General features: G+C 42.6%; 20 protein-coding genes. 4 read left to right on the forward strand and 16 right to left on the reverse strand.

Going from position 1 to position 21,729, the window contains the following annotated elements; genetic code table 11:
- The first annotated feature begins 54 nt into the window (after positions 1–54).
- Positions 55–1,722 carry an energy-dependent translational throttle protein EttA gene (gene ettA, locus IEY18_RS01320; protein WP_188917050.1) on the forward strand — a complete coding sequence of 556 codons (1,668 nt, stop codon included), beginning with the start codon at positions 55–57 and terminating at the stop codon, positions 1,720–1,722.
- Positions 1,723–1,788: 66 nt separating this feature from the next.
- Here ettA and IEY18_RS01325 read toward each other — a convergent pair whose 3' ends face one another.
- Positions 1,789–2,127 carry a P-II family nitrogen regulator gene (locus IEY18_RS01325; RefSeq protein WP_188917052.1) on the reverse strand — a complete coding sequence of 113 codons (339 nt, stop codon included), beginning with the start codon at positions 2,125–2,127 and terminating at the stop codon, positions 1,789–1,791.
- Between the two features lie 238 nt (positions 2,128–2,365).
- Here IEY18_RS01325 and IEY18_RS01330 point away from each other — a divergent pair, with 238 nt between their 5' ends.
- Positions 2,366–2,875 carry a GspH/FimT family pseudopilin gene (locus tag IEY18_RS01330; RefSeq protein WP_188917055.1) on the forward strand — a complete coding sequence of 170 codons (510 nt, stop codon included), beginning with the start codon at positions 2,366–2,368 and terminating at the stop codon, positions 2,873–2,875.
- A 116-nt stretch (positions 2,876–2,991) separates the two neighbouring features.
- Positions 2,992–3,507, forward strand: coding sequence for a GspH/FimT family pseudopilin (locus tag IEY18_RS01335; protein WP_188917057.1), 516 nt, complete (start codon positions 2,992–2,994; stop codon positions 3,505–3,507).
- 191 nt (positions 3,508–3,698) lie between these two features.
- Here IEY18_RS01335 and IEY18_RS01340 read toward each other — a convergent pair whose 3' ends face one another.
- The 12 genes from IEY18_RS01340 to murJ all read right to left on the reverse strand — a co-directional run bounded on the left by IEY18_RS01340 (position 3,699) and on the right by murJ (position 17,628).
- A complete protein-coding gene (locus tag IEY18_RS01340) occupies positions 3,699–4,001 on the reverse strand; it encodes a TapY2 family type IVa secretion system protein (RefSeq protein WP_487250675.1) in 303 nt (100 codons plus the stop codon).
- On the reverse strand, positions 3,998–4,387 hold the full coding sequence (locus IEY18_RS01345) for a type IV pilin protein (RefSeq protein WP_188917061.1): 390 nt from the start codon (positions 4,385–4,387) through the stop codon (positions 3,998–4,000). The genes IEY18_RS01340 and IEY18_RS01345 overlap by 4 nt, the downstream gene beginning before the upstream one ends.
- Positions 4,388–4,396: 9 nt before the next feature.
- Positions 4,397–7,948 (reverse strand): pilus assembly protein, encoded by a 3,552-nt coding sequence (locus IEY18_RS01350; protein ID WP_188917063.1) that lies wholly within the window; start codon positions 7,946–7,948, stop codon positions 4,397–4,399.
- Between the two features lie 3 nt (positions 7,949–7,951).
- The gene (locus IEY18_RS01355) at positions 7,952–8,380 is read right to left on the reverse strand and encodes a pilus assembly PilX family protein (protein ID WP_188917861.1); all 429 of its coding nucleotides are present in this window, start codon (positions 8,378–8,380) and stop codon (positions 7,952–7,954) included.
- A 10-nt stretch (positions 8,381–8,390) separates the two neighbouring features.
- Positions 8,391–9,383, reverse strand: coding sequence for a PilW family protein (locus tag IEY18_RS01360; RefSeq protein ID WP_268244240.1), 993 nt, complete (start codon positions 9,381–9,383; stop codon positions 8,391–8,393).
- Positions 9,384–9,929 (reverse strand): type IV pilus modification protein PilV, encoded by a 546-nt coding sequence (gene pilV, locus IEY18_RS01365; protein WP_188917065.1) that lies wholly within the window; start codon positions 9,927–9,929, stop codon positions 9,384–9,386.
- A gap of 377 nt (positions 9,930–10,306) precedes the next feature.
- A complete protein-coding gene (gene ispH / locus IEY18_RS01370) occupies positions 10,307–11,236 on the reverse strand; it encodes a 4-hydroxy-3-methylbut-2-enyl diphosphate reductase (protein ID WP_188917865.1) in 930 nt (309 codons plus the stop codon).
- A gap of 22 nt (positions 11,237–11,258) precedes the next feature.
- Entirely contained in the window at positions 11,259–11,714 is a 456-nt protein-coding gene (fkpB, locus tag IEY18_RS01375) for an FKBP-type peptidyl-prolyl cis-trans isomerase (RefSeq protein WP_283103662.1), read from the reverse strand.
- Positions 11,683–12,192, reverse strand: coding sequence for a signal peptidase II (lspA, locus tag IEY18_RS01380; protein ID WP_188917069.1), 510 nt, complete (start codon positions 12,190–12,192; stop codon positions 11,683–11,685). Before lspA ends, fkpB begins: the two co-directional genes overlap by 32 nt.
- Positions 12,193–12,210: 18 nt before the next feature.
- The gene (gene ileS, locus IEY18_RS01385; RefSeq protein WP_188917071.1) at positions 12,211–15,033 is read right to left on the reverse strand and encodes an isoleucine--tRNA ligase; all 2,823 of its coding nucleotides are present in this window, start codon (positions 15,031–15,033) and stop codon (positions 12,211–12,213) included.
- A 31-nt stretch (positions 15,034–15,064) separates the two neighbouring features.
- The gene (ribF, locus tag IEY18_RS01390; protein WP_188917072.1) at positions 15,065–16,000 is read right to left on the reverse strand and encodes a bifunctional riboflavin kinase/FAD synthetase; all 936 of its coding nucleotides are present in this window, start codon (positions 15,998–16,000) and stop codon (positions 15,065–15,067) included.
- Between the two features lie 68 nt (positions 16,001–16,068).
- The gene (murJ, locus tag IEY18_RS01395; protein WP_188917075.1) at positions 16,069–17,628 is read right to left on the reverse strand and encodes a murein biosynthesis integral membrane protein MurJ; all 1,560 of its coding nucleotides are present in this window, start codon (positions 17,626–17,628) and stop codon (positions 16,069–16,071) included.
- Positions 17,629–17,879: 251 nt separating this feature from the next.
- Between murJ and rpsT the strand changes: the two genes are divergently transcribed.
- Positions 17,880–18,146, forward strand: a complete 267-nt coding sequence (gene rpsT / locus IEY18_RS01400; RefSeq protein ID WP_188917076.1) for a 30S ribosomal protein S20 — start codon at positions 17,880–17,882, stop codon at positions 18,144–18,146.
- A gap of 58 nt (positions 18,147–18,204) precedes the next feature.
- On the opposite strand, the gene IEY18_RS01405 is transcribed toward rpsT, so the two are convergent.
- The 3 genes from IEY18_RS01405 to IEY18_RS01415 form a co-directional block, all read right to left on the reverse strand.
- Positions 18,205–18,501: an ArsR/SmtB family transcription factor gene (locus IEY18_RS01405; RefSeq protein ID WP_188917078.1), complete on the reverse strand. Its 297-nt coding sequence runs from the start codon at positions 18,499–18,501 to the stop codon at positions 18,205–18,207.
- A 614-nt stretch (positions 18,502–19,115) separates the two neighbouring features.
- Complete coding sequence (gene yaaA, locus IEY18_RS01410; RefSeq protein WP_188917080.1) at positions 19,116–19,892, reverse strand: peroxide stress protein YaaA; 777 nt, start codon at positions 19,890–19,892, stop codon at positions 19,116–19,118.
- Between the two features lie 145 nt (positions 19,893–20,037).
- Complete coding sequence (locus tag IEY18_RS01415; RefSeq protein ID WP_188917082.1) at positions 20,038–21,468, reverse strand: alanine/glycine:cation symporter family protein; 1,431 nt, start codon at positions 21,466–21,468, stop codon at positions 20,038–20,040.
- Positions 21,469–21,729 lie beyond the last annotated feature (261 nt).

The following is a 21,729-nucleotide window of genomic DNA, read 5'->3' on the forward strand; positions in this document are numbered from 1 at the left end:
TGTGTGTCGAATCAAGTAGAATTAGGGCACTTATTTACGAACTAGACGATTAAAATGGCTCAATTTGTATATAGCATGCTCCGCGTGGGCAAAATTGTTCCTCCTAAAAAGCAAATTCTCAAAGATATTTCTCTTAGCTTTTTCCCTGGGGCCAAAATTGGTGTTTTGGGATTAAACGGCTCAGGTAAATCAACTCTATTGCGCATCATGGCTGGCCTAGATACCGAAATTGAGGGTGAAGCTCGCCCGATGCAAGATCTTAAAATTGGGTATTTACCTCAGGAACCTCAGTTAGATCCAACAAAAACGGTTCGTGAAACAATAGAGGAAGCGGTAGCTGCTGCAAAAAATGCATTGGTCAGATTAGACGAAGTTTATGCTTTATATGCCGAGCCAGATGCTGACTTTGACGCATTAGCGAAAGAACAAGGTGAACTAGAAGCTATTATTCAAGCCCAGGACGCACATAATCTGGAAAACGTTTTAGAGCGAGCAGCAAATGCTTTGCGCCTTCCCGATTGGGATGAAAAAGTAGAAGTTCTATCGGGTGGTGAACGACGCCGAGTAGCAATCTGTCGCTTACTACTAGAAAAGCCAGATATGCTGTTACTCGACGAACCGACTAACCACTTAGACGCCGAATCAGTTGCATGGTTAGAGCGATTCTTACAAGACTACACTGGCACCGTGGTGGCGATTACCCATGATAGGTATTTCCTCGATAATGCTGCGGGATGGATTTTAGAACTCGACCGCGGTGAAGGCATTCCATGGGAAGGCAACTATTCTTCTTGGCTAGAGCAAAAAGATGCGCGTTTGCAACAAGAGTCTGCTACTGAAAGTGCACGTCAAAAAACCATTCAGAAAGAACTTGAATGGGTCAGACAAGGTTCGAAAGGACGCCAATCTAAAGGCAAAGCCCGCATGGCGCGCTTTGAAGAATTGAATACCAATGATTACCAAAAGCGAAATGAAACGAATGAATTGTTTATTCCACCTGGGCCTCGCTTAGGTGACAAAGTCATTGAAGTAAACAACATCACCAAATCATATGGTGATCGCGTTCTAATCGATAATTTAAGCTTCAGTGTTCCTAAGGGTGCAATTGTTGGTATTATTGGTGCTAACGGTGCAGGTAAGTCTACGTTATTTAAGCTTATTTCTGGAGCTGAACAACCAGATAGCGGTTCAATTGAGCTTGGGGAGTCAGTTGAACTTGCATCAGTCGACCAATTCCGTGACTCAATGAATGATAGTAATACGGTCTGGCAAGAAATATCTGATGGCCAAGATATTATGCGCATTCATAATACGGAGATCCCAAGTCGAGCCTATGTCGGTAGATTCAACTTTAGAGGCGGCGACCAACAAAAAATTATCGGCACGTTATCAGGTGGTGAAAGAAACCGAGTTCACTTAGCCAAACTGCTACAAGCCGGTGGCAACGTCTTACTACTTGATGAACCAACAAACGATTTAGATGTAGAAACCCTGCGAGCTTTAGAAGAAGCACTCTTAGAGTTCCCAGGCTGTGCAATGGTCATTTCGCATGACCGTTGGTTCCTCGATAGAATCGCAACACATATTCTTGATTACCGCGATGAAGGCCAGGTTAACTTCTATGAAGGGAACTACACTGAATATTCAACTTGGTTAAAAGAAAACTTTGGTACAGACGTAACTGAGCCTCACAAGCTGAAATATAAAAAGATCAGTAAATAAAAAATACCCACAAAATAGCTCGGTATATAATACCGAGCTTTTCAATTCGACAAATAGACTCGTCAATTAAACTGCGTCTTCGTTCTCTTCACTGGTACGAATTCGAATTACCCGTTCAACATCGGTCACAAATATTTTTCCGTCACCAATCTTACCGGTATGCGCCGTTTCAACAATCACTTCAATGGCACGCTCAACTAGCTCGTCTTGGATCACCAGCTCAATTTTTACTTTCGGTAAAAAATCAACCATATACTCTGCACCACGATACAGCTCGGTATGACCTTTTTGTCGGCCAAAACCTTTCACTTCAAGCACGGTCATCCCTGTAATACCAATTTCAGCCAAAGCTTCTCGAACATCATCTAGCTTAAAAGGCTTAATTATGGCTTCGACCTTCTTCATCAAAAAACTCCTTACGTCAATCAACTGATCATGGAACCAAAATTTTATCTTAACACGATGAAACTCGAAGCAAGAACAACAATCACCCTAGTTATATCAAAAATAGATTAAAAACTTCTCATTATTACTAAATCTTATGATGGATTGCTGGAAAGCTTGTCACCACCTTCTACAATTTACTTCAGCAAACGCTAAATAATATTGATTGGATTATTCAACAACGGCAAAGGAGTTGCCAATGTGCCTAACAAAAGGATTTACCCTGACTGAATCAGTCGTTGCGATTAGCATCGCAGGCATACTCATCACTGTTGGTTCGCCAACATTCACTGATATTTATGAACATACTCGAGCAGATAGCCACATCAGAGTCCTACAGCAATCTATCGTTTATGCAAGAAACCAAGCCATTAGTTACGGTGCACGGGTAACAATCTGCCCACTTGAAAACGGTTTGTGTCATAAGAATTGGCAACAAGGCTATAGCATTTTCATTGATCGAGACATTGCAAACTCTTTTGGTGACAAAGATGTTTTACTATATAAGTCAAAACCTTTTAACAAAAAAGATTGGGTGCAATACAATAGAAACGCGATACGATTTCAACCCGAAGGATTCGCATCCGGCACAAACGGTACGCTCAAATTTTGTCCTGGCGCAAAAAACAGCCCTTATTCCAGAGCAATTGTTGTCAATCAATCTGGCCGCGTTCGGTACTCCAAAAAGAAATCCATCGTATGTATTTGACCTAAGTCAATAATATGGCGATGCAAATACCAAATAAGCGCATATTTCATACTGCTAAAACATGTAAAGTCGCTTATACTTAACCGGATAATACAAGTGCTATCTGGAGTGTAGGCATGATTAGCAGTACGAAAGGGCTCACATTAGTTGAGCTATTGGTAGCAATTCTTGTTGCAGCAATTGTTATTGCTATAGGCCTACCATCAATGACTACGCTATATGAAGCGTCACGTGCAGAAGCTGGTATCCAAACTTTACAGTCTTCAATTACTTTTGCCCGCAGCCAAGCGGTTAGTTATGGTGGCAGAGTCACTGTGTGTCCTCTTGAAAGTGGCGCTTGTACAACCAACTGGAATAAGGGCTTCACTATTTTCTTAGATCGAAATAACCCACAGGGCAACTTAAATGGTGATGACTCCATTATCAAAGTTGTCGAAGGTTTTAATGATAAAGATTTTGTAAGTTTTGGGGCGAGTTTTATTAGCTTTACTGCAGATGGTCTCGTCAGTGGCACATCAGGGCAATTCGCTTATTGCCCAACAACGAAAACCAGTGAAGCATCTCAAGCATTCAACGTCAGTCCATCAGGAAACCTGAGAATGGAAACTTCAGCAACAATTACTTGTAACTAATAGCTAAATCGCACTTCAAAAACAGATAAACATGAGTATTTTAACTTGCTGGCATCGAGTTGCTTGAGAACAATTACAACTTAGTGCCTCGGATTTTAGTATCTACTTAAGCTTGTTCTTTAGTTTTTAATAAACTTTCCAGTCGAGAGCATCTTGCATACACAGCTCAATTTTTCAATCAACCGCTCAAACTACCTCAATGTTACAGCATCATATTTTTTTGCAGCAGGGCTTTGAAACTCTTGCTCCAATTTGACGCATTCAACAACTTTCTTAACATATGCCTTTTGATTAATCTTGTTTGAAACGCTCACTTGAGATGCAAGCAATTTCGACTGGCGTAAAGTTGCTTTTTTATCATTCCACTTAAAAAATGAAACTTGCACGCCCTGAGTTGTCTCCAAATAACATTTATAATCACTAGAATTTGCCATTGCTGAGCCGCTAACTAACAGGCCTAGGCTCGCAAATAGAGCTGCTATACTTGTCCTCATTTCCAACACTCCTCAGGTGCTTTCACGCCTGATTCAGTTAAAGTGATTGACGCACAAGCGCTATCTCGAGTCGCTTGAGCCCCCTTTGCTGTAGCGGTAATAGTGAAAGTCGTCCCGCCCGTAGCATCTACTTGATAGTCACCGTCCCTTGTCAAGAAAGGGTCTGTATCAAGACCGAGCTCTGTCATATCTGTCGTATATTGACGATTATCCAAATAGTATTGCTCCTGCAAGTTAGCAACTCGCATAATCGCAGCCAAACCGTCAGAGCGGGTTCCTTGAGCAACATATTGTACATACGACGGATAAGCAATTGAACTTACAACGCCAATAATCAGCAAAGCTATCATGAGCTCAATTAAAGAAAAACCTCTTTGCTTATTCATAAAGCTCTTTTACTCCTGAATATGATAATAAATTTTGTTTACCCCAAGACCGGACCCAACATTGATGGTTCCAGTGAAGTCACCGTCGTCGCCTTTTTCTCCTTTACCGACACCGATAATATAAACATAAGGGTCCTCACCACTTTCAGGTGCAGGGATAACAATTTGTGGAGTATCAGGCACTCGCTCTCCCAAGTCATAAAAGTAATGGGTATAATTGCGTGTTCCTTTATGCAAATCAAAAACATAAAGTCGCCCTTGCCCCGATATAGTACATACAGTTTCGGAAATATTTGATGATGGCGGCATATACGATGTGAAGTAAACCTTACCAGCAACGATAAGGGGGGCAGACAAACTCTTCTCCCCTTCATTGGTAAAGTTATAGTACCACCCTCTTTTTTGTCCAAATGCTATGTTTTCAGCTTCATTATCAGGATAGGTACTAGTTACATCATACAAATTACCTAGCTGAATTGTAGATGGGATGGGATCATCAGTTGTACCAAAGGTTTTTGTTATGACATTACGATCTTGAATAACAAAAAACATATCATTGATATCTTTTGCACTAGGTGTCGGTCGATTACCGCTACCAACAGTTACGGCATCGTAAGGAACATTTTGATAAGTTTTGATCGTCTTAGTTTCACCGTTTACCGTAGTAGTAATCTCCGAAATATTACTAAACACCGTTTGAGCGACGGCAGGCTCAGAGAAAAAGCGGCGATCATCAGCTAAAGTTCCGCCAAGATCAGCAAGCTTATATGCAGACCAATCAGATTGACTCTCAGAAGGCATATCCATTCGCCAAATATTTCCACCTACATCTGTCGCATAAATTCGATCTGTCTTCCCATCACTATTGCTATCAAGGACTGCCACACTATTTGGAATACTATCCGCTAAACCTGGAATTTTGGTTCCACCTGAACCTGACGCATTAAATACATGAAGTCGCTGCCCTGTCGCTGCATCCACAATATAGACCGCCCGACCTGCTGGTAAAGGCGATGGCGCAGAATCATAACTCACATCGTAACCACCACCGAAAATAAGAACTGGCCCTTCATGACCTGGAATAGAAGTGACCACAGGTTTGGACCAAGATTGTCCGAGGTCGCTGAAATCAGAGTTCTCATCAGAAATACGCCACATGAGCTGAGGGTTATCTGGAGAGGTTACATCTAATGCATAATATGCTCGGCCTCCTCGACGCATCCCCATAAACACCCATGCCTTCGTAATACCAGACTCCCCAGATTCAACATAACTCACAGGAGACGCGTCCATTCCATAAACGGAGTGCCCGTTGTTGCTAACATTATTCCTTAGTTTGGCAACGTTAGGTAAAAGCTCATAGGGTAAAAATGCCCATGGTTCACTCACTGTGTCACCATGGTCTTGGAACATATGGACTAAACCCTGATTGGTTCCTAATAGAATTCGAACATCAGGCGCTGACGGGGAACCAAAGTTCAATGCAAGTGGTTTCGAATGCAGTGGATCGCCCATAATATCGGTACGCATTTGTGGGGAGGATGCGTTAAACGGATTGAAATTACGGTCATTATCAACATCAAACCCATATAACCATTTTACAGTGGACGCAATTTCATCTTCAGGGATCCCCATAAAGCTGGCCAAAAAGGTTAAATCACCATTTGCAATATTGCTAACGTTTAACTCCTCTAACGCCCCACTGCCACCACTATTTACCAGAATTTTCCGCTTGCTGGCATTTGCGAGCATAGCGTTGACCCCACCTTCAACAACTTTATTACCGTCAGGCTTAGCTGAGCAATCGCTCCATATGGTACATGTTTTATCACTGATGTTACCCGTAGCGCTAATGGCGGCTTTATTATCCGCATCAACTAATTTACCACTACTTGTCACCTTCAATTTTTTAAGGTTCCCGCTCCATCTTGGCCCTTTACTCGGTAAGAACATCGCATAATAAGCGGCATCAAAGGTTTGTGTTCTATCAAAGTTATTACTGGCAATACTTGGCGACGTGAAGCTCGAGTCAATCGCAAGAATCGACGTTAAAGTATCATTCAAAGCTTCTTCTAACGCTGCGGCATCTTTCGCAGGGAAGTATAGTCCGTCGCCTCTTTTGGCTGTTTCTTTTAATAAAGGAGCTGCATCTTCAGCACCTTCACTGAAACCAATAGTAAATGTTCTAACATTTTGGAAATGATCGGTACCTTCTGAATCGACACCTGAAACAATATCATTTCGATACATGTAACTCGCAAGCGCTGGTAAATAACTGGCTGAACTTAACCCCTCAGAAAAGCTCGTATAATCACCTTCGGAATCTGCCCCTGCCGTTAATGCAACGATGGCACTATTGGCATGGCTGTCAACTGTCGGTACACCATCGGTAATGTACACAACATAAGCTCCATCAGGGCACACCCTTAGCGGACTGGTATATTTGCCATTGGATTCAATACTTGAATCGTAGGGGGGATTGTTTGCGTTATATTTGTTACCGCCACCAAAATTATAATCACTGTCCCCGTGACCATAGGTAATGGTGCCACCGGAGAAATATTGATGCGCTTCAAAAAGTGTTTCACATAATGGGGTATTGGTATTTGCAGGCAACCCGTCAAGCGTCGATAGCAATGACTCTTTGGCTGACTGAGTCATATTGCGAATACCTGAAACAATCCGTCCGCCATCACGGTCGCCTTCGTATGGATAATCGAGATTAAAAACTGCTAATCCAAAATCTACGGATAATGTTGAATTAAAAATACTATTAACAGCATTTTTTGCTATTTCGAGCCGAGACTGAGGAACCGTTGGTAATAAACCATCTTGAGAAAGCTTATACCAACGTAAATAGTCATCGGTATACAAGGTCACGGGCTCACCTAGGCCAAATTGCGTGTTTTTTGCCTGAGCAATTGCTTCGGCCCAATCCCCAGAACCATCATCATGGTTGTATGGAATTGCATTTTTTCCTTGTTTAGCGCCATCAACAGGGAACCCATCACTAATACTATTCGCGTTTTTCGGGTTAACGACTTCTATATCTTCCCAACAATCTATAATTTCAATGTTTGCGCCGTTATTGTCAGGAACTTCTTCCCAAGTTCCAGTTTTCCCTTTTGTAGAATACTCTCTTAAATAACCAGTAAACCGACCATATTTATCTAGAGAAGCACGACTTGATTGACAACCGTTGATTATATCTAAAAATCGACGGGCTTCAGAAGGACTATCAGGAGTAGGGACGCTTGTACCATCAATACCCGTCCCTTTTGTAAAATAAAGCATTCTGCCTTGATACGCATTTGAAGAACCTACTGCAGGATACCCTAGGGTTCCGTCTTCCTGGACGTAATTTGGATCATATGCACCCGCAGCATCTTCCTCAATCGTGGCCATCGAACCTGAGTTATCGAATATAACTAAGACTTTCGGTCTCGCTCCTGTTCGTGCAGAAGACTCGAATACGTATAGCTCCGTATCATCTGAATAAACACCGCTAGAAAACGCTGCAAATACAGCAGACAAGAAAAGTACACACTTTTTGATAAACATGATCTAACTCCCCGTGAGCACCTCTTGCTCAACACCAGATACCACTGTGAGCTGACCCAAATTATTGCGGCCAAACGCAGCTGTACTAGAAACCTCTATGCGGCGACAACTAATGAGATTCGCTGAATTAGCATTGGTACTGCGCTGACAATTCACGTCTCCTGCCGTCAGAGGAGAAAATACACTTGTTACACTTTCCTGAGGGGGCATAGTTATTACGTTTAGCATATTTGCCATGGTTGCTCCCTGATTTGTACTAATTTGATGGGCTTGCTGCCCTTGAACTAAAGCCATTGCTTCCACACGCTCCGAACCCGCGCCAGCCATCCGAAGAGACTGACCAGAACTCACAGCTAAAGCGACCCCAATCACGGTCATCATCAACAAAACGATAAGTGAAAAGAAGAGCACTAAACCTTTTTGCTTATTCATCATTACGCTCCTAATTTCGGATCAACACAGGGTTTTCAAGAACTATGGTCGTTGAGACAACTTTACGGCGGTAGGCGTCACCAAATGCACTAAATGTTTTATCACCGAGTACGTACACAGTACTATTTTTATACGACTTGTCTTCTTCAATCGCACGAACCAGCAGATAAACTCGGATGGCCACTAATCTCTGAAATAACTCGTTATCCCACATGAGCGACGTGACATTTTCTGCAGGCATGAAACTATCCGCCGAATCATCACCATCATTGTCAAAACCATACATAACACGCATGTTTTCAATGCCTTCGACAAGCTGCTCATCACTCCCCGCGACTTTCATGCCACCCTCTTTCAAAACTTTGCGACGAAGTACTGGTATCGTGCCATCATTCGCCAAATAATAGACGTGATGAATATACTCCCAGTATCGACCATTAGTCATCGCTGGAATGCCATCCGAACTTGCAAACAATATGGCTTCGTTCGCAGTTGTTCCCATGTAGTAACGATTAGGTTCTGTCGCAACAATCGCTGGTCCTGATAGCCGCTTGATTTGCAACACATCCGTGTTATTTTTCACACTACTCAAACACGCAAGAGATTCACTGCCCACGCCAACTTCATAGCCCCAAAGCCTCCGAAAGTGTGCCGGTGTATTGTTAGGGAACGATGCATTATTTGCTCCCCCACCAATACAGTCGTTTGCAGCCCCAATTGGTGCTGCGACTAAACTGGTGTTGCCGCCAAGAATAAAATCTGTTCCTGTCATATCCCCCATAAAACCAAGCTGACTGACATCTCGTTCTATCAAAGCTAAGGCAATACGCCCGTTTTCTTGCAATTGGTTAAACTGGGTTGTCGTCGTTACGTTCGTTGACGACATCGAAAACATTGAAAATACGCCAAGGGTAAGAAATAGCCCGATGACCATTGCCACCATCAGCTCAGTAAGGGAAAAACCGGCATCAGCCTTAAATGATTTTTGATTCAATGCCTTCACTTATAAAATCCTTGTATTAAGAACAAAGACACGACGGCGATCGCTCGCCGTACCACAACCTTGAATTTCTGTTGACTGATTAGCAGCACCATCTTTTAACTTGCGGATCCCCTGCCATGTCATGATGACTGAGACTTGATTACCTTGGAGCTTGATACATGCAGTTGGTTTATCTAGCCCACCTACAAGTTGGGTGCCTGATTTTTCGTTATGACCAGTAAACTGTGATTGCCATTGGTAAAGATCCCACAGTCTCGTTTCAGAATTTGTACAAATAACATTGGCGCCTGGTGCGACATCACACTTTTTAGGTTCAGTCCCACCGCCACTATAATTTCCAACGTAGGAAGCTAATTCGCTTTTATTCAACTTCATGCGGTTTACAATATCATTCGCAAAGTAAGCCGCTTGAGTCTGTTGAAAAGACTCAAAGCTGCCTCTTTTGGAAACGATATGTAGGTTAAATACGCCCACCAAGCCGATCACTAAAATTACTAAAGCAACCATAACCTCGATGAGGGAAAACCCTTTCCCTTGTACATGCATTTGCGTCAAAACTCCTTCGCCCTGTCAACTTATTGACTTTAAATTCGACAATTACCCTTTTAAAATCTTTTACTTACGATATTGATGATCATCTATTAATAATAGATTAGACCTAGATTGCATGCCAGTAACATTAGAGTATAAAAAATAACCTGTTATACCTATCGCTTACAATATTCTTCGAGCTTCCTTTTTCTAGCGAAAATAGAAAAACAATTTATGAGGTAAGCTTTCGTATCATTGTAAGCTGGCAAATCGTCCTAATATACTGATTAGTATAATCATTACGCGCACATTAAGTAAATTTAATATTTAAAGGCCAAATGCTAGGTAGAAAAAAAGGAGGCATTTGCCTCCTTTTTATCATGTGTCATGAATTAACGCAGCTCAGCTGGTACAGCGAATACAGTATCCTCTTTTCTACCATCAAGCTCGGTGACAACACTCGGCGCTAGCTTCGCAATAGCTGCTATCACTTGTTGAACGAGGACCTCGGGCGCAGAAGCACCAGCAGTGACAGCAACCTTTTTAACATCATCGAACCAATCTAGTTCAACATCCGCAGCAGTATCGACAAGATAAGATTGCGTGCCCGTTTTAATCGCGAGCTCTCGCAAACGGTTTGAGTTAGAGCTATTTTTCGAACCAACCACAATCAATAAATCAACGTCGGAAGACATATTTCTTACCGCATCCTGTCTATTTTGCGTCGCATAACAAATATCGTCCTTGCGCGGCCCTTCAATTGATGGATATTTCTGTTGAAGTGCAGCAATGACATCCATCGTATCATCGACCGAAAGCGTTGTTTGCGTTACGAAGCACAAGTTCTCAGCATCTTTAACGGTTAAAGCTGCGACATCTTCTGGTGACTCAACTAAATAGACGCCACCATTTGGGTTATCGTATTGTCCCATGGTGCCCTCAACTTCAGGGTGTCCTTGGTGACCAATGAGTATACACTCGATACCCTTGCGACTTGCGCGTGTGACTTGCAAATGAACTTTTGTCACAAGTGGGCAAGTGGCATCAAAAACTTTTAACCCTCGCTCTTTCGCTTCATTACGGACAGCCTGTGACACGCCATGGGCACTAAATATCACGATGCTGTTGTCCGGGATTTGCTCTAGCTCATCAACAAAAATAGCACCGCGGTCTTTTAAATTTTGCACCACATAGCGGTTATGAACAACTTCATGACGCACGTATATAGGCGGTTCAAATAGCTCGAGTGCTCTTTCAACAATACTAATCGCACGATCCACACCGGCACAGAAGCCTCGTGGGTTAGCCAACAAAATATCCAATTGGTTATCCGTTTTTTGCATTTTAAAGTACCTGAACAACTTCCAATTCAAATGTGACAGTCTGGCCCGCAAGCGGGTGATTCAAGTCCACGGTGACAGAATCACCAAGAATCTCTCGAACCATTCCCGGTATTTCGCGACCACCAGGCCCACCAAAGCTTACGATAACACCTGCTTCTAATGTCATGTCACCAGGAAACTTATTTCTATCCATATGATGTATGGCATCAGGATTAGATAGACCAAACGCATCTTCAGGTGCTAGCGTAAATTGGTGTTCATCACCCACATTAAGACTTTGTATTTGCGCTTCAAATGCAGGGCTTAAACTATCATCGCCTATATTTAATCGTGCCGGTTTTCCTGAAGATTTGGTACTTTCGGCAGTCGAACCATCTTCTAACAAAATGTTCATATGGCAAATGATTGATTTATTAATCTGCACGTTAGATTTCCTTCCCTGTATTTTGTGTTTCATTTGGTGCAATAAATGAATCTAAAATGATTAATCCAGCACCCACACAAATCGCCGAATCCGCAATATTGAAAGCTGGGAAATGGCTGGTGTTCCAATAAAAATCTAAAAAATCTACGACATAGCCATAATATAAACGGTCTGCGAGGTTACCAATCGCGCCACCAATCACCAATGTGTAGGCCAAGTTGAGGCGCCACATATCGCTTGGCTGCTTCCTTAGCCAATAGGTAAGCAATGCGCTAAAACCAACAGCAATAATAGTAAAAAGCCAACGCTGCCAACCGCCCGCATCACTCAGAAAGCTAAAAGCTGCTCCATAATTACGCGCATACGTAATATTAAAAATAGGTAATAGCTCTATCGTCTGACGCAATTCAAAATTAGCAACGATCCATTGTTTAGATAGCTGATCGGCCAAAATGACGATGACAGCTACCCAATACCAACGCAAGCCACTTTCCTTCCAATTCAATGGCATTTTGTTTTCCTAGCCTTATTATGCGAACTGACGTTGTTCGCCTTCCCCTTCGATATTTGTTACGCAACGCGTACATAAACTTGGATGTGCTTCAACAGAACCAACATCTTCACGGTAGTGCCAACAGCGCTCACATTTTTCAGCTTCGCTCTTACGCATCACTAATTTAAGCGAAGCCATATCCGTTTCAACAGCATCACTCGGCGCATCAGCTAAAGCAGAAACGGACGCACTTGAAGTTAGAAGAACAAATCTAAGTTCATCGTCAATTAATGCCAGTTGTGATGCAAGCTGTTCATCAGCATACAAAACGACTTCCGCTTCAAGCGAACCACCGAGGCGCTTATCTCGACGCGCCTGCTCTATCACTTTATTCACTTCATTGCGCACATCAAGGAATTGCTGCCATACATCATCAGGAAGATCACCCGCTAAAGTGACAGCGCTGAGCTCAGTAAACCACTCCTGGGTAAACACAAACTTGTCTCTTTCACCAGGCAGTTGCTGCCACACTTCATCGGCAGTGAAACTTAAGATCGGTGCCATCCAACGCACCATAGCTTCAGCAATTAAGTACAGTGCTGACTGACAACTCCGTCTTGCATGGCTATCGCCTTTTGCAGTGTATTGACGATCTTTAATAATATCTAAGTAGAAGCTACCCAATTCCACCGAGCAAAATTGCATCAACTTTTGCGTCACCAAGTGGAAGTTATATTGCTCGTAAGCTTCTAATATTTCAGTTTGAAGAGCTGAAGCACGACGCACAACCCAGCGGTCAAGTGCAACCATATCTTCAACCGCAACTGTATCTTGCTTTGGATCAAAACCATTCAAGTTAGCAAGTAAAAAGCGAGCAGTATTTCGAATACGGCGATAAGCATCGGCGCTACGCTTGAGGATTTCATCAGAAACTGTCATTTCGCCGCTATAATCCGTCGCAGCGACCCATAACCGTAAAATATCTGCACCCAGTTTATTGTTCACCTGCTGCGGAGAAATTACGTTACCAAGCGACTTAGACATTTTGCGACCATTACCATCGACAGTGAAGCCGTGCGTTAAGACCTGTTTATAAGGAGCTTTACCATTCATCGCCGTAGAAATCATTAACGATGACATAAACCAACCACGATGCTGATCGCTCCCCTCTAGATACAAATCAATGTCATGACCATTGTATTCAGGGCGAGATGCGACAACCGAAGAAAATGTGGAGCCAGAGTCATACCAAACATCTAAAGTGTCAGTGACCTTACGATAATGTTCTGCTTCTTCTCCCAATAGCTCGGCTTCATCAAGATCCCACCACGCTTGAATACCTTCTTGTTCGATACGATGCGCAACACGTTCCATCAATGAAACACTGTCAGGATGTAATTCTTCTGTTTCACGATGCACGAATAGAGTAATTGGAACCCCCCAAGTTCTTTGTCTTGAGATACACCAATCTGGGCGGTTCTCTACCATTTTCTCAATACGGCTTTCGCCCCACTCAGGGATCCACTGAGTTGACTCTATTTCACTTAAAGCTTGCTTTCGCAAACCATTATTGTCCATGGAAATGAACCATTGTGGCGTCGCTCTAAATATGATTGGTGTTTTGTGACGCCAACAATGTGGGTAACTATGGTTGTAAACCACGTGATTTAGCAGTGCGTTATTCTCTTCTAACACAGCGACTACGTCTGCGTTCGCTTTAAACACGTGCTTACCCGCAAACAATGGTGTATCCGGTTTAAATACGCCATTGTCAGCGACAGGGTTGGCGACCTCTAGGCCATACTGTTGACCAACCACGAAGTCGTCTTGACCGTGACCAGGGGCGGTATGAACAACACCGGTACCTGAATCTGTAGTCACATGTTCACCTAAAATAACAGGCACATCGAAATCATAAAATGGATGATTGAAGCGAAGAAGCTCTAAATCTTGACCCGCTGCAATGCCTAAAACATTGTGCCCTGTTGCGCCATAGCGCTCGACGCATGACTCAAGCAAGTCGGTTGCAACGATAATGTGCTGAACACCATTATCATGGGAAAACTCAACCAAAGAATATTCTAAGGTGGCGCTAACAGCTAAAGCTCTATTCGCAGGGAGTGTCCAAGGTGTGGTGGTCCATATCACCATAGAGACCTTGTCTAAATGCTCATTGAAGCCAAACTTCTTCGCGACGGCGGCAGAGTCCACTGCCGCAAAACCGACATCGATTGCAGGTGAATTCTTGTCTTCATACTCAACCTCGGCTTCCGCAAGAGCTGAGCCGCAATCAGTACACCAATGAACAGGTTTTACACCTTTATGAAGATGACCACTATCTATCACCTTAGCTAAGGAGCGAACAATATTGGCTTCCGTGGAGTAGTCCATCGTCAAATAAGGCTTTTGCCAATCAGCAAAGACACCTAAACGGATAAAGTCATTACGCTGACCGTCAACCTGCTTTGCCGCATACTCGCGACACTTTTGACGAAACTCTGCTGCAGAAATCTTTTTGCCTGGCTTGCCGACTTTTTGTTCAACTTTGAGTTCGATTGGTAAGCCATGACAGTCCCAACCTGGAATGTAGGGCGCATCAAAGCCTGACATAGTCTTTGATTTAACAATAATGTCCTTCAGAATTTTGTTTACTGAGTGACCAATATGAATATCGCCATTCGCATATGGAGGGCCATCGTGCAAAATAAATGGCTTACGGCCGATACGACTGTCACGAATTTGTTGATACAAATTCTCTTGTGACCAGCGTTTTAGAGTTTCTGGTTCACGATTAGCCAAATTACCGCGCATTGGAAACTCTGTTTCCGGCAAATTCAAAGTTGATTTATAGTCGCTCATTGATCCTATACCATTCGTCTAGCAAAGCTCATTAGCTTGCATCATCACCAAATAAAGCTCTCGCTCTATCGGCATCATTTTTAATCTGTTTTTTCAAAGCATCCAAAGATTCAAACGGTTGCTCATCTCGTATTTTTGCTACCAACTCGACTTCGACTTGTCGTCCATAAATATCATCGTTAAAGTCAAACAAATGAACTTCCAGTTGGCATATTTGACCATTAACTGTTGGCCGAAAACCTATATTAGCGACACCTTCATAGATATCACTATCTTGCCAAAAAACTCTTACGGCAAAGACTCCTCGTACGGGTACGACTTTGCGTTTTAAAGCGACATTTGCTGTCGGGAAGCCAATTGTTCGGCCTAGTTTCTGCCCATGGGCGACTCGTCCACTTAAAGTATAAGGGTGACCAAGCAAACGTCTTGCTTGCTCTAATTGCCCTTTACCTAATGCTTCACGGATCATCGTAGAACTCACTCGCTTATCACCCAAAACAAAACTCTGAGTGCTGACCACGGTAAACCCATGTTTCAACCCTGCCTCACAAAGCAGCTCAAATGTCCCTTCTCGATTGTTACCAAAACAAAAATCATCACCAACAACCAAGTACTTCACCCCGAGCTTTTTAACAAGGAGCTGCTCGATAAAATCTTGCGCGGGCTGACTGGCGAATTCGCGGTTGAAGTTAACGCACAATAGACGCTCGATACCCAGCTCATCCAATAAAAGGAATTTATCTCTTAGCTTACTTAAGCGTGCAGGGGCTCGTTCTCCACGAAAAAGCTCTTGGGGCTGCGGTTCAAAAGTCATCACCGTTGCAGGCAAATTATACTGCTGCGATTTGCGAAGCAGTTTTGAAATAACCTCAGCGTGCCCGCGATGGACACCATCAAAATTACCAATAGTCAGTACGCAACCATGGTGCTTGCTTAGAATATTGTGTATCCCGCGGATTAATTCCATTACTCTCTTTGATCGTTATATGACGTTAACTGGCGGATTATATAACAGCTACAAATTAGATTCAGCATTCATGCGTTAGGTTTCAACGCCCAAGGACGCACACCAAGCAAAATAAGCCCCAAAAAGTAACTCACAGCACCTGCCCCGATTAGCCCACCAAGCTTTAACCCACGCTGAATAATATCCCACGATAGCCATTCTTGTTGGCTAGGTAGCAAAGTGTATAAGACTAACACCATCACAAGGGTGGCAAGCAAGGTTTTTAGGAAAAAGCTGACTGTATTTTTAGAAACGCGATAAACCTTGGCTTTCGCTAGGCCTCGATACAGTAATGTTGCATTCAAAAGTGCAGATAATGATGTAGCAATTGCCAATCCAACATAGCCAAACGGTATGGCAAATATTAAATTGAAAACCATGTTGCTAATCATGGCAATAATTCCAAAGCGCACGGGAGTCTTCGTATCTTGGCGAGAATAATACCCAGGAGCTAACACCTTCACTAACATAAAACTAAGTAAGCCAGAACCGTATGCCACTAAGCTGTAGGACGCCATCTCCACATGGTGAATAGTAAAAGCGCCGCGCATAAATAGCACCATTAACATAGGTTCGGCTAAAACAATCAAACCAGCCATCGCAGGCAAACCAAGAAGAAGTATAGCTTTCACCCCCCAGTCCATCGTCGCACTAAAATCTTCTCCTTGCTCATGTGCATGCTTTCTTGACAAGGCTGGCAAAATAACTGTTGCTATGGCTATACCAAATAGCCCTAAAGGAAACTCTAACAAACGGTCCGAATAATAGAGCCAGCTAATTGAACCTGTCATAAGAAAACTGGCAATGAAGGTATCAAACAGTAAGTTAATTTGAGACACAGAAACCCCAAAAAGTGCGGGGATCATTAAGGTTCTTATTTTAACAACGCCCGGGTGGTTCCAGCCCCATGAGGGGCGAACAAGCGCTCTTTCTTTATATAGGAATGGGATCTGAAATAAGAATTGAATCAAGCCACCGAAAAATACCCCCCAAGCAAGCCCAATCTCAGGGCTTGCCAACTGAGGCGACAGCAATAAAGCGGCACTGATAATCGCGATATTCAGAAACACTGGAGTAAATGCGGACACAGCAAATCGACCACGACTATTTAGTATCGACCCCGCAAGTGCTGTAAAGGTAATAAACCACAAATAAGGGAAGGTAATTTTAAGCATAAAGGCCGCAAGTAAAAACTTCTCGCCATCTGCTTCATCATTTAACCAAGCAGCAAACCAACCGCCACCAAAAAGAGCAGCAAGCACTGGAGAGGCGATAACACCAACCAAGGTCACTATCGTAATAATACCACCGAGCGTACCAGCAACCTTTTCCAGAAGCTCCCGAGTATCATTCTCACTATATTTTTCTTGGTATTCAGTTAAAACTGGAACGAAAGCTTGCGCGAATGCGCCTTCAGCAAACAAGCGTCGTAAAAAATTTGGAATTTTATTGGCAAAGAAAAATACATCGGCACTCGCGCCAGCCCCCATTAGATTGGCAATAACGATATCACGAACCAAACCTAAAACGCGGGAAATCAATGTCATAGCACTAACAATTGCACCAGAGCGAAGCAGTTTTTTGCTCAATTTGTCTCCTAACTGACTTTTATTTAATTGGGTTTTATACCTGAAAAATTCGAAGCAAGCCCTGTCACCCAGCTTGAATTGCTGCTAGAATTGCGCCACATCTTACACGAGTTGGGTCGTAGATAGCTAAGTTAGCTTGGTAAATTTCATCTTTACGATGAATATTCCATCATTATCATTGACAAAGTGATAATAAACGGGCATATTCCTCGGCCTTTAAAAGTATCAAATCCAGTTTTAGGAGTTGCACCTTGGCTAATAGCAAGTCTGCAAAGAAGCGCGCGCTTCAATCTGAGAAACGTCGTCAGCATAACGCTAGCCGTCGTTCTATGTTACGTACATATCTGAAGAAAGTTATCGCTGCAATCAAAAGTGGCGATCACGCTGCTGCAGTTGAATCTTTCAACGCTGCACAACCAATTGTTGACCGTATGGCGACTAAAGGCCTTATTCACAAGAATAAAGCTGCACGTCATAAGGCTCGCTTAAATGCTAAGATCAAAGCACTCGCTGCTTAATTAATATCTTAGATACAAAAAAACCGGCAATTGCCGGTTTTTTTATATCTGCAATTTACTAATGGCAGTACATGTTATTAAGTAACTTAATAATTTCGCGCACCTCTTCACTTTTCAGTGAATAAAATACTGTTTGCGCCTCTTTACGAGTCACGACCAACTGATCTTTACGCAGCCATGCTAAATGCTGAGATAATGCTGATTGGCTTAGACCGAGCTTTTTGTTCATTTCACCAACGCACATTTCACCTTCGTTGAGTAAATAACATAAAATAAACAAACGACGTTCATTTGCCAGTGCCTTTAAAAGCACCACAGCATGATCGGCTCGTTCTTGCATCAATTCAATATTCATTCCGAGCTAAATCTCCTAATACAAACCCCGCCACTAATATAGCGTTGACTTACACAGATAGTCGGGATGTATTGCACAGTTTTTACTAGATTGTTTTTAAAAATGGGACGTACGTAATAAAAATGAAGGAAAGTCTAAAAAAGCAGAAGCGAAGACAGCAGTACTCAGTGACTAAACAGTGCATAAAACTTAAAACCATAAGTACAACTTAAATCTAATATTCAATATGGCTATGCCTCCCACTTTTTCAGATGAAAACGTCAAACTGCTACAAAACAATGATTTAGGCGCATATCAAAAAAACATGATATACATCACTGTCGACAAAATCAGCGATGAGACTTACAACCACTGGGTTAAATCCAATACTAAATACATATGGGAAAGTGCATAACAATTGAATAGAGTGCGATGTATTGTTGCGGTAAAAGCTCAAGCTTAAGCCCGTAAAAAGAACTAATTTACGACGTTTTTACTCACAAAAAAGGCGTACATGAGTACGCCTTTTCTGACTTAGAAGTGCTCTACCTAGCAAATCCAATTTTGTATGTACAGTATACTCATTACGAGATATCCACTTGGCCGAAGATATGAGCAGCCCTGAATCGTAACATCTACTTTTGCTCTTCCCTTTTAAAGACCGGAGAATCTGGCTTCGACTCCTCGGCAGCATATACATATCCAGCGACATCGAATTGAATCAGTGCTTCCATAGAGTTCACGTCATTTTCAATTAAATACCGAGCCATTAATCCTCTTGCTTTTTTCGCATAAAAGCTAATCACCTTGTACTGCCCATTTTTACAGTCTTTGAAAATTGGAGTAATCAACTGACGATTCAATTGCTTTTTATTCACCGCTTTAAAGTATTCATTAGAAGCTAAATTTACAATCATACCGTTTTGTTCATTTGAACCCGCTTCATTGATCTCTTTGGTGATCAAATCGCCCCAAAATTGATACAGGTTCTTCCCTCGGCCGTTCATTAAGGAGGTTCCCATTTCTAATCGATAAGGCATCATCAAATCTAATGGCTTAAGTACGCCATATAACCCCGAAAGAATTCTCAATTTGTCTTGTGCCTTGTGAAGCGACTCTTGCGACAAACTATCCGCATCTAACCCGGTATAGACATCTCCCTTAAAAGCGAAAATAGATTGCTTTGCATTACTTAAATCAAAGCCTGTATGCCATTCAGAAAACCGTACCGCATTTAAACTCGCTATTTTGTCACTCACTTTCATGAGAGAAGAGATTTGTGCGGGGGTTAACTCTCGGCAAATTTTAATTAATTCTTCACTGTGGGGAAGCAATGAAGGCAAAGTATATTCATCTGTTGAAGCTGGCGTTTCATAATCCAGCGTTTTTGCCGGCGAGACTAGAATTAACATGGCGATTTCCAAACAAACTAATAAATGAAGCACTATAATACTGAAGCACTCACAAAAAACCACGCTTAAAAAGCGTGGTTTTTTAGATAGGAATCATTGAGTTTATCGGTCACAACGTTCAAAAAGAGACTTACACATCTACTGGTTATTGCTCATACGGCCGACCTTGCCATATAGAAGCATCAACCTTATTTCTAAGCTCTGGATATTTTGATTGATCAAACGTTGGTACTCGACCTGACTTCAGCTGTTTTTGATAGTCTCGTATCACCTTAAACGCGAGCTTGGACAGCAAGATTAATGCAACTAAGTTAACCATCGCCATCAAGCCTGCAGAGACGTCAGCAAGATCCCACACCAAAGAAACTTTAGCGATGGCACCAAACATCACCATCCCCAGCACGCACAGGCGAAATACCGGTAAGGCCTTCGTACTGTTCTTTGCTAAAAATACAACGTTCGTTTCAGCGTAAGAGTAATTCGCAATAATGGAAGTAAAACAAAACAGCAAAATAGCCCCTGCGACAAAAAAAGCTCCCCAATCACCAACATGAAAACTCATTGCGTCAATGGTAATTTGAATACCATCTTTGCTTCCTTGACCGTCACCAGCCAAAATAATGATTGCCGCGGTCGCAGTACAAATCACGATGGTGTCGACAAAAACACCTAACATTTGCACAAACCCTTGCGACGCCGGATGATTTGGGTTTGGTGATGCGCTCGCAGCAATATTCGCCGCACTACCCATGCCAGCTTCATTAGAAAACAATCCTCTCGCAATACCGTTTTGCATCGCCTGCGCCATTGCATAGGCAACACCGCCACTAGCAGCTTCTTGCCAGCCAAACGCACTATTTATAACAAGTGATAACGCCCCGGGTAGCTTTTCGACATTCATCAAAACCACGACAAAGGCAATCACAATATAAGCTATCGCCATAACCGGAACTAAAACCTCAGACACATGGGCTACCTTACGTAAGCCTCCGGCAATTACCACGCCACTGAAAACAACTAAACCTATTCCAACATAAACTTCATTCACGCCAAAAACTTGGGTCATTGCGCCAGTAATCGTATTTGCTTGTACAGCGTTGAACACAAGTCCAAATGCAACAATTAATAGAACAGAAAACAACACTCCCATCCAACGTAAGCCCAGCCCTTTTTCCATATAATAAGCAGGCCCACCACGATACTGACCTTCTTCATCTTTTATTTTAAAAACTTGGGCGAGTGTTGCCTCTATCATTGCCGTCGCCATCCCTAGCATCGCAATTAACCACATCCAGAACACCGCTCCTGGGCCACCAGCGGTAATCGCTACCGCGACCCCCGCCATATTACCAGCACCAACGCGAGCCGCCATGCTAGTACAAAAAACTTGAAAAGAAGAAAGCCCTCGCTTGGTTTCCCCTTTACTTTGCACCATTAACTTTATTGAGTGCCAAAGATAACTAACCTGAATAAAACCGAGCCGAACGGTAAAATACAACCCTGCCCCAACAAGGCCATAAATAATTAAATTACCCCAAAGTAATGAATTCAAAAAACTAACACTTTCTTCTAACATAAATTTTTACTTCTTATAGTTATGGGGTGCCGGCAGGCACTTTCGTATAGTTATGGTTAGCAAGCATAAAGGTCAAAACGACAAAAATCCAAACTACTGGCGAGCTTGTTAAATTATTACACCAATTTAATTCGATCTTACACCCCTACAACCCAACGAATACGCACAACCCACACACAAACACTAAAAAACCAGATCGCCATCACAACCAAACAGAGCGCCAAGTGGTTAAATATCGACCAATAACTTACATTCACACAC

It is taken from the genome of Shewanella gelidii (assembly GCF_014647855.1).
GTDB classification, from domain to species: domain Bacteria; phylum Pseudomonadota; class Gammaproteobacteria; order Enterobacterales; family Shewanellaceae; genus Shewanella; species Shewanella gelidii.

Bases quoted from the DNA above. Each gene is read 5' to 3' on its own strand.
- IEY18_RS01355 (WP_188917861.1), bottom strand. From the start codon at position 8,380: ATGAATAAGCAAAAAGGTTTAGTGCTCTTCTTTTCACTTATCGTTTTG.
- IEY18_RS01345 (WP_188917061.1), bottom strand. From the start codon at position 4,387: ATGAATAAGCAAAGAGGTTTTTCTTTAATTGAGCTCATGATAGCTTTG.
- ileS (WP_188917071.1), bottom strand. From the start codon at position 15,033: ATGAGCGACTATAAATCAACTTTGAATTTGCCGGAAACAGAGTTTCCA.
- lspA (WP_188917069.1), bottom strand. From the start codon at position 12,192: ATGCCATTGAATTGGAAGGAAAGTGGCTTGCGTTGGTATTGGGTAGCT.
- IEY18_RS01335 (WP_188917057.1), top strand. From the start codon at position 2,992: ATGATTAGCAGTACGAAAGGGCTCACATTAGTTGAGCTATTGGTAGCA.
- yaaA (WP_188917080.1), bottom strand. From the start codon at position 19,892: ATGTTAATTCTAGTCTCGCCGGCAAAAACGCTGGATTATGAAACGCCA.
- pilV (WP_188917065.1), bottom strand. From the start codon at position 9,929: ATGCATGTACAAGGGAAAGGGTTTTCCCTCATCGAGGTTATGGTTGCT.
- IEY18_RS01350 (WP_188917063.1), bottom strand. From the start codon at position 7,948: ATGTTTATCAAAAAGTGTGTACTTTTCTTGTCTGCTGTATTTGCAGCG.
- IEY18_RS01405 (WP_188917078.1), bottom strand. From the start codon at position 18,501: ATGAATATTGAATTGATGCAAGAACGAGCCGATCATGCTGTGGTGCTT.
- ettA (WP_188917050.1), top strand. From the start codon at position 55: ATGGCTCAATTTGTATATAGCATGCTCCGCGTGGGCAAAATTGTTCCT.
- IEY18_RS01330 (WP_188917055.1), top strand. From the start codon at position 2,366: ATGTGCCTAACAAAAGGATTTACCCTGACTGAATCAGTCGTTGCGATT.
- fkpB (WP_283103662.1), bottom strand. From the start codon at position 11,714: ATGAAACACAAAATACAGGGAAGGAAATCTAACGTGCAGATTAATAAA.
- ribF (WP_188917072.1), bottom strand. From the start codon at position 16,000: ATGGAATTAATCCGCGGGATACACAATATTCTAAGCAAGCACCATGGT.
- IEY18_RS01415 (WP_188917082.1), bottom strand. From the start codon at position 21,468: ATGTTAGAAGAAAGTGTTAGTTTTTTGAATTCATTACTTTGGGGTAAT.
- IEY18_RS01340 (WP_487250675.1), bottom strand. From the start codon at position 4,001: ATGAGGACAAGTATAGCAGCTCTATTTGCGAGCCTAGGCCTGTTAGTT.
- IEY18_RS01325 (WP_188917052.1), bottom strand. From the start codon at position 2,127: ATGAAGAAGGTCGAAGCCATAATTAAGCCTTTTAAGCTAGATGATGTT.